This window comes from Achromobacter sp. JUb104 (assembly GCF_024806975.1).
Taxonomy (GTDB): domain Bacteria; phylum Pseudomonadota; class Gammaproteobacteria; order Burkholderiales; family Burkholderiaceae_B; genus Achromobacter; species Achromobacter spanius.
Map to the genome: position 1 here is coordinate 343,241 of NZ_JANUEY010000003.1, position 13,574 is coordinate 356,814.

At 65.9% G+C, this 13,574-nt stretch carries 12 protein-coding genes; 7 read left to right on the forward strand and 5 right to left on the reverse strand.

Translation table 11 applies throughout. The features are described from left to right. Together tex and M2361_RS22095 are read left to right on the forward strand one after the other, a co-directional pair. Entirely contained in the window at positions 1 to 2,379 is a 2,379-nt protein-coding gene (gene tex / locus M2361_RS22090) for an RNA-binding transcriptional accessory protein Tex (protein WP_259251797.1), read from the forward strand. Between the two features lie 318 nt (positions 2,380 to 2,697). Further along, the gene (locus M2361_RS22095) at positions 2,698 to 3,204 is read left to right on the forward strand and encodes a hypothetical protein (protein WP_259251798.1); all 507 of its coding nucleotides are present in this window, start codon (positions 2,698 to 2,700) and stop codon (positions 3,202 to 3,204) included. Between the two features lie 89 nt (positions 3,205 to 3,293). On the opposite strand, the gene M2361_RS22100 is transcribed toward M2361_RS22095, so the two are convergent. From M2361_RS22100 to M2361_RS22120, 5 genes are all read right to left on the reverse strand, one after another. Next, entirely contained in the window at positions 3,294 to 4,646 is a 1,353-nt protein-coding gene (locus M2361_RS22100) for a tryptophan--tRNA ligase (protein ID WP_259251799.1), read from the reverse strand. A gap of 160 nt (positions 4,647 to 4,806) precedes the next feature. Beyond that, positions 4,807 to 5,130 (reverse strand): DUF3325 domain-containing protein, encoded by a 324-nt coding sequence (locus M2361_RS22105; RefSeq protein ID WP_100857230.1) that lies wholly within the window; start codon positions 5,128 to 5,130, stop codon positions 4,807 to 4,809. Next, positions 5,127 to 6,743 carry a PepSY domain-containing protein gene (locus M2361_RS22110; RefSeq protein WP_259251800.1) on the reverse strand — a complete coding sequence of 539 codons (1,617 nt, stop codon included), beginning with the start codon at positions 6,741 to 6,743 and terminating at the stop codon, positions 5,127 to 5,129. Before M2361_RS22110 ends, M2361_RS22105 begins: the two co-directional genes overlap by 4 nt. Next, on the reverse strand, positions 6,740 to 7,021 hold the full coding sequence (locus M2361_RS22115) for a DUF3649 domain-containing protein (protein ID WP_259252644.1): 282 nt from the start codon (positions 7,019 to 7,021) through the stop codon (positions 6,740 to 6,742). The genes M2361_RS22110 and M2361_RS22115 overlap by 4 nt, the downstream gene beginning before the upstream one ends. Positions 7,022 to 7,044: 23 nt before the next feature. Then, a complete protein-coding gene (locus M2361_RS22120; RefSeq protein ID WP_259251801.1) occupies positions 7,045 to 7,677 on the reverse strand; it encodes a DUF4198 domain-containing protein in 633 nt (210 codons plus the stop codon). A gap of 222 nt (positions 7,678 to 7,899) precedes the next feature. On the opposite strand from M2361_RS22120, the gene M2361_RS22125 reads away from it, so the two are divergent. The 5 genes from M2361_RS22125 to M2361_RS22145 all read left to right on the forward strand — a co-directional run bounded on the left by M2361_RS22125 (position 7,900) and on the right by M2361_RS22145 (position 13,549). Further along, positions 7,900 to 8,814 carry a dihydrodipicolinate synthase family protein gene (locus tag M2361_RS22125; RefSeq protein ID WP_100857234.1) on the forward strand — a complete coding sequence of 305 codons (915 nt, stop codon included), beginning with the start codon at positions 7,900 to 7,902 and terminating at the stop codon, positions 8,812 to 8,814. 242 nt (positions 8,815 to 9,056) lie between these two features. Beyond that, on the forward strand, positions 9,057 to 9,989 hold the full coding sequence (locus M2361_RS22130; protein WP_259251802.1) for a 4-hydroxyproline epimerase: 933 nt from the start codon (positions 9,057 to 9,059) through the stop codon (positions 9,987 to 9,989). 27 nt (positions 9,990 to 10,016) lie between these two features. Then, on the forward strand, positions 10,017 to 11,141 hold the full coding sequence (locus M2361_RS22135; RefSeq protein ID WP_259251803.1) for an FAD-binding oxidoreductase: 1,125 nt from the start codon (positions 10,017 to 10,019) through the stop codon (positions 11,139 to 11,141). Then, positions 11,138 to 12,715 (forward strand): FAD-dependent oxidoreductase, encoded by a 1,578-nt coding sequence (locus tag M2361_RS22140; RefSeq protein ID WP_259251804.1) that lies wholly within the window; start codon positions 11,138 to 11,140, stop codon positions 12,713 to 12,715. Before M2361_RS22135 ends, M2361_RS22140 begins: the two co-directional genes overlap by 4 nt. Before the next feature lie 9 nt (positions 12,716 to 12,724). After that, positions 12,725 to 13,549, forward strand: coding sequence for an inositol monophosphatase family protein (locus M2361_RS22145; protein WP_259251805.1), 825 nt, complete (start codon positions 12,725 to 12,727; stop codon positions 13,547 to 13,549). Positions 13,550 to 13,574: the final 25 nt, after the last annotated feature.

Genomic DNA, 13,574 nt, shown 5'->3' on the forward strand with positions numbered 1-13,574 from the left:
ATGTCTGAAACTTCCGCTATCACGAACGTCGCCGCCGGCGTCGACAACGCCCGCATCGTCGCGCAGCTTGCCACCGAACTCGGCGCGCGCGTCTCCCAAATCGCTGCCGCGGTGGAACTGCTGGATGACGGCGCCACCGTGCCCTTTATTTCGCGCTATCGCAAGGAAGCCACCGGCGGCCTGGACGATACCGTGCTGCGCAACCTTGAGGTGCGCCTGGGCTATCTGCGCGAGCTCGAAGAGCGCCGTGGCTCCATTCTTGAATCCATCTCGCAGCAGGGCAAGCTGACGCCCGAGCTGCAGCAGGAAATTGCCGCCGCCGACACCAAGCAGCGCCTGGAAGACTTGTACGCGCCGTACAAGCCCAAGCGCCGCACGCGCGCCCAGATCGCCCGCGAGGCCGGTCTTGAGCCCCTGGCCGACGCCATCCTGGCCGACACCGCCTGCGACCCAGCCGCGCTGGCCGCGCAGTACCTGAACCCCGAAGCGTCCATCAACGACGCCAAGGCGGCACTGGACGGCGCGCGCGACATCCTGGCCGAGCGCTACGCGGAAAACGCGGACCTGCTGGCCGACATGCGCGAGCACCTGTGGTCCACCGGCCTGATCTATTCCAAGATGATCGACGGCAAGGAAACCGAAGGCGCCAACTTCCGCGACTGGTTCGACTTCAACGAGCCTTTGCGCACGCTGCCCTCGCACCGCATCCTGGCGCTGCTGCGCGGCCGTCAGCAAGGCGTGCTGGAACTGCGCCTGGGGCTGGAAGCCGAGCTTGAAGCGCAAGTACCGCACCCCTGCGTGGCGCGCATCGCCAATTTCCTGAAACTGGGCAATGGCCTGTTCGCGCTGGACGCCACGCCGCGTGCGCGCTGGCTGGGTGAAGTCTGCCGCTGGACCTGGCGCGTGAAGCTGCTGACGGCATTCGAAAGCGAGCTGATCGGCCGCCTGCGTGAAAGCGGTGAGGCCGAAGCCATCCGCGTGTTCGCCGCCAACCTGAAAGACCTGCTGCTGGCGGCTCCCGCCGGCCCCAAGGCCGTGTTGGGGCTGGACCCCGGCATTCGCACGGGCTGCAAGATCGCCGTCATCGACCAGACCGGCAAGGTCGTCGACACCACCACTGTCTACCCGTTTGAGCCGCGCCGCGACCGCGAAGGCACGATCAACACGCTGGCCGCGCTGGTGGCACGCCACAAGGTCGACCTTATCGCCATCGGCAACGGCACCGCCTCGCGCGAAAGCGAAAAGCTGGTGGGCGACATGATGGAACGCTTTCCTGACCTGAAAGTCACCCGCGTGGTGGTCTCTGAAGCCGGCGCGTCCGTCTATTCCGCGTCGGAAACCGCCGCGCTGGAATTCCCCGACCTGGACGTGACGCTGCGCGGCGCCGTGTCCATCGCCCGCCGCTTGCAGGACCCGCTGGCGGAACTGGTCAAGATCGATCCCAAGGCTATTGGCGTGGGCCAGTACCAGCACGACGTCAACCAGCGCGAGCTGGCGCGTTCGCTGGATGCCGTGGTTGAAGATTGCGTGAACGCCGTGGGCGTGGACGTGAACACCGCGTCGGCCGCATTGCTGGCCCGCGTGTCCGGCTTGAACTCGCTCTTGGCCAAGAACATCGTTTCCTGGCGCGACGAGAACGGCGCGTTCCCCACGCGCGACGTACTGCGCAAGGTGCCGCGCTTTGGCGAAAAGGCCTTTGAACAGGCCGCGGGCTTTTTGCGCATTCCCAACGGTGACAACCCGCTGGACGCCTCGTCGGTGCACCCGGAAGCCTATCCCGTGGTCGAGCGCATCGTTGCGAAGATCAAGGCCGAGGTCAAACAGATCATCGGCCAGCGCGACGCCCTGAAAGGCGTATCACCGTCCGACTTCACGGACGAGCGCTTTGGCTTGCCCACGGTGCGCGACATCTTCGCCGAACTGGAAAAGCCCGGCCGCGACCCGCGCCCCGAGTTCAAGACGGCCCAATTCAAGGAAGGCGTTGAAACCTTGAACGACCTGTACCCGGGCATGGTGCTGGAAGGCGTGGTGACCAACGTGGCCAATTTCGGCGCGTTCGTCGACATAGGCGTGCACCAGGACGGCTTGGTCCACATTTCGGCGCTGGCCGAAAAATTCGTGAAGGACCCGCGCGACGTCGTGCGCGTTGGCCAGACGGTCAGCGTGAAGGTGCTGGAAGTGGATGCCGCCCGCAAGCGCGTCGCGCTGACCATGCGCCTGAACGACACCGCCGCCCCCGCGCGCCGCAGCGGCGACGCCCCCAAGGGCGGTGACCGCCCCCGCCGCGCACAAGGCGACGGCGGCCGTGGCAACGCAGCCGGTGGCGCCAGCGGCATGAACAGCGCCATGGCGGACGCCTTCGCCAAGCTCAAGCGCTGATTCTTTCGCGTCTGTTGACCACAAAGCCAGGGCCACACGGTCCTGGCTTTTTCGTTGGGCACGGGCTTTTTACTTGCCCGTCGAGCCCCTAGGACTTTCCCCTAGATGGGCCCATTTTCTTGCGCGCGCTCAATCAACGATTCTAAAAATAAGGGAAAATATCGAATTGTGTCCGAATAATAAAAGCTGGTGGCATTGGGGAACACAGCAGACACAAACATCCATGATCAGGCGAACCGCGGCGCGAACCGTCTATCAGGCAAGAAGCAAAAGAAAAAGCGCCCCCATCCCGTAGAAAGCCCCGGAGAGCCATTCGTCATGCGCACTACCATTACGCTTGCCGCCAATGAAGCGGCAACCATTACCGAAAAAGAAGCCGGCCATAGCGGCACCTACGCCGAAGTCACGCTGGGCCAATACGCGCATCTGATCATTGACGGCGCTGAAGTCGCCTTCAAGCACATCACGTTGGAACGCCTGGGCAGCCGGGTGATTGAATTGCGCAATGGCGCCCAGCTACAAGTGGGCGCGCTGGGCTTTGCCAGCATGGGCGCCAGCATCGTGTACCGCATCGGCGTGGGCTGCGCACTGACCTTCGACGCCAGCCAGTGGGACCCCGAAGTGGTCGCCAACACCACCTTTGATTTCGCCAGCCAAGGCAGCGGCGCGCTGAAGTACTTTCCCTTCATCAACCCGGAATGGCTGGACTGCCCCAACGTCACCGGCTATTCGGAAGGCGACCTGCTTGAGATCGCAGGCCAAGGCAGCGCGCAGCGTTTCCAGGTGCGCGACGGCCGCATCGTGGCGGGCGCGCGGTCGGCCTGAGCCTTTACGGAAAGCGGCTGCGGCGGGAGTAGCAGCGGGCACAGCAGCATGGATGGCAACGCAATGCGCCGCCATCCGGCAAGCACCTACTACTCTTGCGCCAACGACGCCAGCGCTTCGCGCACACGCGTCAGGCGCGCATCCGCATCACCCTGCACACCCTCGGGCGCTTCGGCAACCGCCACGCCGTCAATGACGACCGTGTAGCCCTCACCCGCCACTTGCAGCACCTGATCGGCCGATTCCGATTGCAGGCGGCGCATCAAGGCGCCCGCTTGCTTGGGGTCGGCAAAACGCTGCGACAACAGCAGTTCTTCACCGTCAGCGCCCAACAGGCGGAAGCGGAAACCGCCCGTGTCGTCACGGAAGCTGACGAAACGCGCGCCCTTCTCCTTGTCCTTCTTGCCTTGCGGCTTGCCGGACACGGCGCCCGCGTTCAGATTGCGCAGGCCCACCGCCACACGCAGTTCCTGCATCAACGGCAGCGCCTGCTTGCGCGCCTTGTCGGCGCCCGCTTGCAGGATGTCTTCGATGCGGCCCGGGTTGGCGATCAGCTCCACATACTTTTCGCGCATCGGCGCCAAGCGATTTTCCAGGTGCTCGTAAAGCGCCTGCTTGGCGTCACCCCAGCCCATGCCGTCTTCCAACTGCTTGCGAAACACCGCCGATTCCGCCTGTGTGGCGAACGCGCGGTACAGCGTGTACAGGTGCGAGCTTTCGGCATCCTTGGCTTCGCCGGGCGCGCGGGAATCGGTCACGATACGCATCACCGACGCGCGCAGCGCCTTGGCGCCGCCTTCGAACAGCGGGATGGTGTTGTTGTAGCTCTTGGACATCTTGCGGCCATCCAGGCCCGGCAAGGTTGCAACGTCTTCCTCGATAGCCACTTCAGGCAGCGTGAAATAGTCGCGTCCGTACAGATGGTTGAAGCGTTGGGCGATGTCGCGGGCCATCTCCAGGTGCTGGATCTGGTCGCGGCCGACCGGCACGCGGTTCGCGTTGAACATCAGGATGTCCGCCGCCATCAGCACGGGATACGAGAACAAGCCCATCGTGACGCCGTCGTCCGGGTCCACGCCCTTGGCCACGTTCTGGTCCACCGACGCCTTGTAGGCGTGCGCGCGGTTCATCATGCCCTTGGCGGTGACGCAGGTCAGCAACCAGCACAGCTCGGGAATTTCCGGGATGTCGGATTGGCGGTAGAACGTGACCCGTTCGTGATCCAGGCCGACTGCCAGCCAGGTCGCGGCGATTTCAAGGCGGGAACGCGCCACGCGGGCCGGGTCATCGCACTTGATGAGTGCGTGGTAATCGGCCAGGAAGAAAAATGCGTCCACACCCGGCTGCGTGCTGGCCTCTACCGCGGGCCGGATGGCTCCGGCGTAGTTGCCAAGGTGGGGGGTGCCAGTGGTGGTGATGCCGGTAAGGACGCGGGTATTCATGGGGCGAAGAGGCGTGTGCGAGGGGAAACGAGCAGTGTAACTTGCCGCAGCCACGGTGGCTTGGCGGTTCAGCGCCGCACTTGCCGGGTCAGGCCGTGAATACCCGGCATGCCTGGGCATGGCTCGGCATGACGGCGCAAGCCCCCAAAGATTGCCTTGCCTACCAGACCGCCAGCAGCGGAGCCGCCAGCGCGCAAACCCCACCCGCCGTCAACGCCGCGCGCGGACGGAAGGTCAGGAACCAGATCAGCAGCAGGCCGGCGATGCTGAGAATGCCGATCCATTCGACCGTGCCGTAGCTCCAGCCCCACACCGTGGCGGACGCATAGAGCGACAGGGCCAACGCGATCCAGCCGAACACGCGCAATGGCACGCGGTGGCGGCGCGGCATGGCGCGGTCGAACAGGTCTTCGTAGTGACGATCCATGCCCAGGCACAAGGCGGAAAAGCCCGCGTAGGCCAGGCAAAAAGCGGCAAGCGTCATGGCGTATCACCTCGCGGTTCGTAAACGGCGGCCTTGGCAGAGGCCTTGACTGGTGCCTTGGCGGGTAACCGCCGGGCCCGCGCCGCCTTGCGCGACATCCAGGCAAACAGCACGGCGCTGGCCAAGCAGGTCAGGTCGAAACCGGCCATGACCCAATCCCCTTCGGGCAAGGACACCCCCAGGTGGCGCGACGTGGTCAATGCGTTGACCACCGGCACCAAGGCCAGCGCGGCGGCGGCGATGGCCAGCAGGTCTTGCCACTTGCGGTGCTGAAAAAGAAAGGCGTAGACCAGCGACAAGGCCCAGGCCGAGAAGAACGCGCGTGACTCCCAGAACTGCCGCCCCGGCAGATCCACGGGCAGCAGCCGGTTGGCCAGGAAAAACGCAGCCACGCCAAATACCACGCCCGCGATGGTGCCGGCGTTCAAGCCATCAACCAGCCGCAGGGAAAACGCTTCGCGCGTATCTTGCGGACGCGCCTTCTGGCGCCGCTTGGCAATCCACAACACCAGCCCCGTGCCCACCATGCCGGTGCCCGCCAGGCTGACCAGGAAATAGAACCAACGCAGCAGTGGTTCGGCGAAAAGGCCCAGGTGCAGGCCGGTAATGGTGCCGGCGGTTCTTGCGGTCGCGCCGAGCGTGTCCTGGCCTTCAAGCAACTGGCCCGTCACGCCATCAAAACGCTTCCAGGGCGCCATCAAGCCAAACGACACCCCATCGGCGGCGGCGCGCGTCAGCGTTACGGTGGCGCCGGCATCGCCGGGGTTGTTGACCGTGATGCGGCCCACGCGCCCGTGCCACTGCTGCTGCGCCTGCTCGACCAGCGGCGCGATCTGTATCAGGGGCGCGGGCTGGTTCAGCGGCGGCGTCACCTTGAATGACTTGAAGACATCGTCCGTGTACTGGCGCGGGTTTTCATAGACGGCCTTGATGCCTGCCGGCATCAGCATCACCATGAACAGCACCAGGCCGCTGAAGGTGATCATCAGATGGAACGGCAGGCCCAGGACCGACAGCACATTGTGGCCGTCCATCCAGGCGCGCTGTCCGCCCTTCTTGGGGCGAAAGGTGAAGAAATCCGTGAATATTTTTTTGTGCGTGATGATGCCGCTGATGATCGCCACCAGCATGAACATGCCCGCAATGCTGGCCAGCCAACGCCCCCATGGGAACGCGGTCTCCAGTTCGAAATGGAAGCGGTAGAAGAATTCGCCGCCGCGCGTTTCGCGGCCGGTGACGGCCTGGCCGTTGGCCGGGTCCAGCTTCACGCGCACGAATCCGCGCTCGCCCGGCTTGGGCTTGGGCACTTGATACAGCAGCAGGATCAAGGGCTCGCGATTCGACGGCGGCGTGATGAACCAACGCTTGGCGTCCGGCGCATGCTCGGCCAGATAGCGCTGCGCCACCTCGACCGACTGCACGGCGGGCGCCGACTTCACCTGGATCTCAGGCTGCATCCAGTGCGTGATCTCGGGCCGGAAAAACGCCAGCGACCCGGTCAGGAACATCGCAAACAACACCCAGCCGAAAATCAGCCCGGCCCAGGTATGCAGCCAGGACATCGACTGGCGCAGGCCCTCTTCACCCTGCGCTTTGACCTTCCCTGCCTTCATGCCGCCCCCATCGAGCGACCTGCCAGGAACAAGCCGCCCAGCAGCAAGGTCGGCACCAGGATCCCGGCCCAGGCGCGCCAGGCGTTGCGCGTGGCGAACACCCAGATCACGCCGCAGGCGTAGACCACGAAGGACAGCATCTGGGCCGTGGTAACGGCGTCTGCCCGCCCCATGGGCAGCCAGACCGCCAGGCAGGCCGCAGCCGCCGAGGCCAGGGCATAGCCGCCCAGAATGGCGGCAACCGCCCTGGAAAATACGGCCATGCGATAGCGCATCATGCCTGCGCCGGCTGCGGGAGCTTTCACTTGTTCACATTGAAGGTCGTGGTGGAAACGTAGCGGATCTTGGCGTAGGACTTGCCGTCCGCCTCGCCCGCCTTCTCTTGGACGTGCGCGGCTTCCAGCACGTACTGGCCCGGCCACGGCGTCGTGATTTCGATGCGGCCGTTCTCATCGGTCCAGAAGCGCTTTTCCCATTTCGGAGGGCCGAAGACGGTCACTTCCGTCTTGGCCAGCGGCTTGCCTTCGAAATTCAGGACAAAGCTGTTGGCGCCGGCGGCGGTGGGCACCAGTTCCAGGTCCAGCTTGGCCTGCGTGTCGGTGCGGCCGACCTTGGCGCCGTACTTGACCAGCGTTTCCTTGAACTGCATCGGCTGAGCCAGACGCACATCGCCCTTTCCGGTGGCTGCGAATTCAACGAAATCCGCGCCCTTGCCCGAGGCCTTCAACACGGTGCCGTCGGCGGCCGTCACCACCGGCGACACCATGATCTTGCCCAGCAGGCCATCCTGCTTCTCGCGCACGTCGTCGGCCCATTCGCCAAAGTACGCCTTGGCCGGGCCCTCGGCCCCGCGTTCCAGCCAAACAAAGTGCGCCTGCGCGGCGCCCGCGCTGCCCATCAGGGCAATGGCGGCCAAAGTCCTAGCAAAAGTCATTCTGGTTCCTCTGGTTTTTAGTCTGATAAAGACAACAGGCAAGCCCCGCGGCCGATGCCTGTTTTTTATCGGCCTGAATTATAACCATTCTCACTACGACAGCCATCGAAATTTGGGCCGGAACGCCAAGCGCTGGTAAACCCCCATTCTTTTAAGCAGCGAATTAAATATATTAACGATATATCTGAAGCCACCCACCGCACGTGAACCCTGGAGTTCCTCATGACGCACCCTCGCTGGACAGGCATCTTCCCCGCCATCACCACGAAATTCCACGCCGACGAACGGATCGACGCCGAAGGCACCGCCAAGCACATCGATTTCCAGATCCGCAACGGCATCCATGGCGTCGTTACCTGCGGCTCCCTGGGCGAAGCCAGCACGCTGACGCTGGAAGAAAAGCTTCAGGTCGCCAAGATCGCGCTGGAAGCGTCGGGCGGCCGCGTGCCGGTGCTGGCCAACGTGTCCGAGACCAGCACGCGCGAAGCGCTGCGGTACATCGAAGGCGCCAACAAGCTGGGGGTGGCGGGCTTCATGGTCATGCCGTCGCTGATCTACGTAGCGGACGCCCGCGAGGCCATGCTGAACGTGCGCACCATGGCCGAAGCCGCGCAGCAACCCATCATGGTCTACAACAACCCGCTGGCCTATCGCGTGGACCTCACCCCCGCCCACATGGCCGAGCTGGCCGACTGCAAGTGGCTCGCCGCCGTCAAGGACAGTTCGGGCGACACCCGCCGCGTGACCGATCTGCGCAACGCCGTGGGCGATCGCTACCAGATCTTCCTGGGTGTGGACGACCTGGCCTATGAAGGCCTGGCGCTGGGTTGCGATGGCCTGCTTGCCGGCGTGGGCTGCGCGTTTCCTCGTGAAACCGTCGCCCTGTACGACCTGATGAAGGCGGGCAAATTCGCCGAAGCGCTGGCGCTCTATCAATGGATGACGCCGCTGCTGCATCTGGACGTATCCACCAAGCTGGTCCAGAACCTGAAGCTGATCGACGCCTTGGTCGGCGTGGGCACCGAGCACGTGCGTCGCCCGCGCCTGCCGGTAATCGGCGAAGAACGCGCCCTGATCGAGCGCGTGGTGGCACACGCCCTGGCGACCCGCCCCGCGCAGTACCAGTCGGTGCCCTGATCGCGACGCCCGCCCGGGCGATGGCCGGCATTGATAACCCCCAGAAATTGCCTGCAATGTCATGGAGTTATCGCTGACTCGTTCGACCAAAAAAATGCGTGGCGTTGCGGTCTCTACGACACGACGCCACGCGTTTAATTGCCTAGACTAGCCCGTTCGATTCTCGTTCGTCCGCCGGCAAGCCACGCGTTGTCAGGCCGTTTGCCCGCTGCACGTCCACAACTTCTGCACAAGGCGCGTCAATGAATCAGATCCGTGTCATCGACTCCCATACCGGCGGTGAACCCACCCGGCTTGTCGTCTCCGGCTTTCCCGATCTGGGCACGGGCGACATGGCCGAACGGCAACGCCGCCTGGCCGACAAACACGACGCATGGCGCGCGGCAACCGTCCTGGAGCCCCGCGGCAGCGACGTCATGGTGGGCGCCTTGCTTTGCCCGCCGCAGAATCCGGCCAACGCCGCCGGCGTGATCTTCTTCAACAATGCCGGGTACCTGGGCATGTGCGGCCACGGCACCATCGGCCTGGTCGCCACCTTGGCCTACCTGCGCCGTATCCAGCCCGGCGTGCACGGCATCGAAACCCCGGTGGGCACCATCCGCGCCACCCTGCACGAAGACGAATCGGTCAGCGTGCGCAACGTGCCCGCCTACCGGCTGCGCGAAGCCGTAGGCGTCGACGTGCCCGGGTACGGCACGGTGGTTGGCGATGTGGCGTGGGGCGGCAACTGGTTCTTCCTTGTCAGCCAGCACACGCAACGCGTCGCGCCCGACAACCTTGACGCCTTGACCCAGTACGCCTGGGCCATCCGCCAGGCCTTGCAAGCGTCGGGCATCACGGGCCGCGACGGCGAGCCAATCGATCACATCGAGCTGTTCGCGCCCGATCCCAACGCCGACAGCCGCAATTTCGTGCTGTGCCCCGGCAAGGCCTATGACCGTTCGCCTTGCGGCACCGGCACCAGCGCCAAGCTCGCCTGTCTTGCGGCGGACGGCAAGCTGGCGCCGGGGCAGGTCTGGCGGCAGGCCAGCGTCATCGGCAGCACCTTCCAGGCCAGCTATGAAATGGACGGCGCGCAAATCATCCCCACCATCCGCGGGCGCGCACACGTCTGCGCCGAGTCCACCCTGCTGATCCAGCCCGACGACCCCTTCGGCTGGGGCATCCGGCTCTAAGTGCTGACCGCCAACGGAAGCCCACACATGCCACACCCTTCGAGAGACGTCCTGATCGTCGGCGCGGGCATTATCGGCGCCGCCTGCGCGCACCATCTGGCGGGCGCGGGCCTGTCGGTGCATGTCGTGGACGCCAGCCTGAAAGGCGCCACGCAGGCCGGCATGGGGCATCTGGTCGTCATGGATGGTTGCCCCGCCGAACTGGCACTGAGCAGTTTGTCGATGAACACGTGGCGGCAGTGGGGTCCGCGCATGAACGCGGCGGACCCGGCCTGCGCCTATACCGAATGCGGCACCCTGTGGGTCGCCGCCGATAGCAACGACATGGCCGAAGCCGAACGCAAGCAGGCACGGCTGCGCCAGCACGGGGTCGCGGCCACGCTGCTTGACGCCCAGCAACTGGCCGCTGCCGAACCCTTCTTGCGCGCCGGCCTGGCTGGCGCCATGCACGTCCCCGGCGACGGTCTGGTGTATGCCCCAAACGCGGCCCGCTGGCTACTGACACATGCGCCACCGGGCGTGTCGTTCGAGGCCGCGCACGTCGGCAAGATCGACGGCCAAGGCGTCGTGCTGGCCGATGGCTCGCGCCGCGATGCCGGGGCCGTCGTGCTGGCGGCGGGCATGTCGGCCACCCGCCTTTGCGACGACCTGCCGCTCACCCCCAAAAAAGGCCATCTGGCCATCACCGACCGCTACCCGACGGGCATCCGCCATCAACTGGTCGAGCTTGGCTATATGGCCAGCACCCAGCAGCGCGACGGCGCCGCCGTCGCATTCAATGTGCAGCCCCGGCCCACCGGGCAACTGCTGATCGGCTCGTCCCGCCAAGTCGGACAAGCCGATTCCGACATTGATCCCGTGTTGCTGTCTCGCATGGTCAAGCGGGCCATCGACTTCCTGCCGGGCCTGTCCGGCATGAACCTCATCCGCACCTGGACCGGCATCCGGGCCGCCACACCCGACGGCTTGCCCTTGATCGGTCCGCACCCTGCCCGCCCCGGGCTTTGGCTGGCGTTGGGCCATGAGGGGCTTGGCGTCACCACCGCGCCAGCCACCGCCGCCTTGCTGACCGCCCTGATGACCAACGCAACCCCGCCGCTGGCGGCCGAGCCCTTTGCACCGTCCCGTTCATTTGACGAGGTAGCGCCATGACGTTTCCGCGAAACACCGCCCGCCTGCGCATCCACGTCGACGGTCAGCCGATGCGCGTGGCAACCGGCAGCAGCGTCGCCGCCGCGCTGGCCACAAGGTCGCCCGGCAACTCGCGCATATCGGTATCCGGCGAGAAGCGCGCGGCATTCTGCGGCATGGGCGTCTGCCATGAATGCCGGGTCCTTGTCGACGGCCACCTGCGCCTGGCTTGCCAGACGCGCTGCCAGGAAGGCATGCGCGTGGACACGGTGTTGGAACACGCCGGCCCCGCCTGCAACGCCCCCGCGCAAGACGTCCCACATCCGGCCTGCGACCTGCTGATCATCGGCGCCGGACCCGCGGGCATGTCCGCCGCGCTGGCGGCCGCGCCCAGTGGCCGCGCCATCGTGCTGGTAGACGACAACGCCGCTCCGGGCGGCCAGATCTGGCGCGATGGCCCGAATGTCTCATTGCCCACCCCGGCCCGCCACCTGCGTGAACAACTGGCGCGGTACTCGAATATCACGCTGCTCTGCGACACCCGCGTCGTCGGCATGGCCGGGGTGCCAGGCCAGCCGGCGCTGATGCTTGAAAACGCGCGCCACGGCTGGGCCCAGCGCTATGGCACGCTGATCCTGTGCACCGGTGCTCGCGAACTCCTGCTGCCCTTTCCCGGCTGGACGCTGCCCGGCGTGACCGGCGCCGGTGGGCTGCAAGCCTTGGTGAAGGCCGGCGTGCCGCTGCGCGGCAAGCGCATCGTCATCGCCGGCACGGGGCCGCTATTGCTTGCCGCCGCACGCGCCGCGCATCAAGCGGGCGCACGCGTCGTGCGTATCGCCGAGCAGGCCGACTGGCGCGCGCTGCTGCGCTTTGCCTATCGCTTGCACCGTTGGCCCGCCAAGGCCGTGCAAGCCGCCGCACTGTTCAGCCCGCAATACCGTACGGCCAGCCACGTCATGGAAGCCTCCGGCGACGGACGCGTGCAACACGTGCGGCTGCGCCGCGCCGATGGCGAAGAAGAAATCGCCTGCCATCGGCTGGCCTGCGGCTTTGGGCTGGTGCCCAATATCAAGCTGGGCCAGATGCTGGGCTGCGCGCTGGATGCGCACGGCGGCCTGCAAGTGGACGACATGCAGCAAACCACCGTGCCCGGCATCTTCGCGGCAGGCGAATGCACGGGCATTGGCGGCAACGAACGCGCGCGGGTACAGGGCACGCGAGCCGGGCATGCGGCGGCGGGCGAACTGACCCAGGCCGCGCGCCTATCCAAAGATCTTGCCCGTTGGCAGAACTTCGCCGACGCGCTGCGCGAACCCTTCGCGCTGCGGGCGCCGCTGTTGTCCCTGGCCCGCCCCGACACCTTGATCTGCCGTTGCGAAGACGTGCCGCAATCCGCGTTGGCCCCACACGGCAACTGGACCGACGCCAAGCTGCACACGCGTTGCGGCATGGGCGCCTGCCAGGGCCGCATCTGCGGCGCCGCCACCCAGGCGCTCTATGGCTGGCAGCCCTCGCCCCCCCGGCACCTGCTTGCGCCGGCCCGCATCGACACGCTGGCGGCCATCGCATCCACATCCGGCAAATCGTTCGACTAAGGAATCCTCATGATGAACACTCTGGACGCTCATATCGCGTTCGCGCAAGGCTTGGCACAAGAGGCGCGGCAAATGTACGCGCCCTATCTGCGCCACGTCGTGGGCGTGGACACAAACGTCGCAACGTCCCACTTGCCACAGACCGATATCAAGCCGGACCGCAGCCTTGTCACCGCGCTGGACCACGCCATCGAAGCGCACCTGCGCGCGCGCATCGAAGACGCCTATCCCCAGCACGGCATCTACGGAGAAGAAGGCGGCACGGTCCGGCTGGACGCCGAGCACATCTGGGTACTGGACCCCATCGACGGCACCGCGCCCTTTCTTGCCGGCGTCCCGGTCTTTGGCACCTTGATCGCGCTTTTGCAGCGCGGCACACCCGTGCTGGGCATCATGGACTTTCCCGTCACCGGAGATCGCTGGGTGGGCGCCGCCGGACGCCCGACGCTGCATCACGGCGCCCCCTGCCACACGCGCGCTTGCGATCAACTGGGCGACGCCATGCTCAGCACCAGCAACCCGGATTTCTACGCGCCCGACGAACTGCCGGCGTTCCAGGCGCTGCGGGAACGCACGCGCTGGCGCATCTATGGCGGTTGCTGCCTGGCGTATGGCCTGCTGGCCGCCGGCCGCACCGACATCGCCATCGACGCCCGGCTGGCGCTTTACGACTACGCGCCCTTCATCCCCGTCATCCAGGGCGCGGGCGGCGTCATTACCGACTGGAACGGCCGTGCGCTCGGGCTGGACAACCCGGCATCGCGCATCCTCGCCGCGGGCGACCCGGCGCGCCATGGGGAAGCCTTGCATCTGGTGCGCCAGGCAATGGATTGATGCTTCCCCTCAAACACCCCGCAAG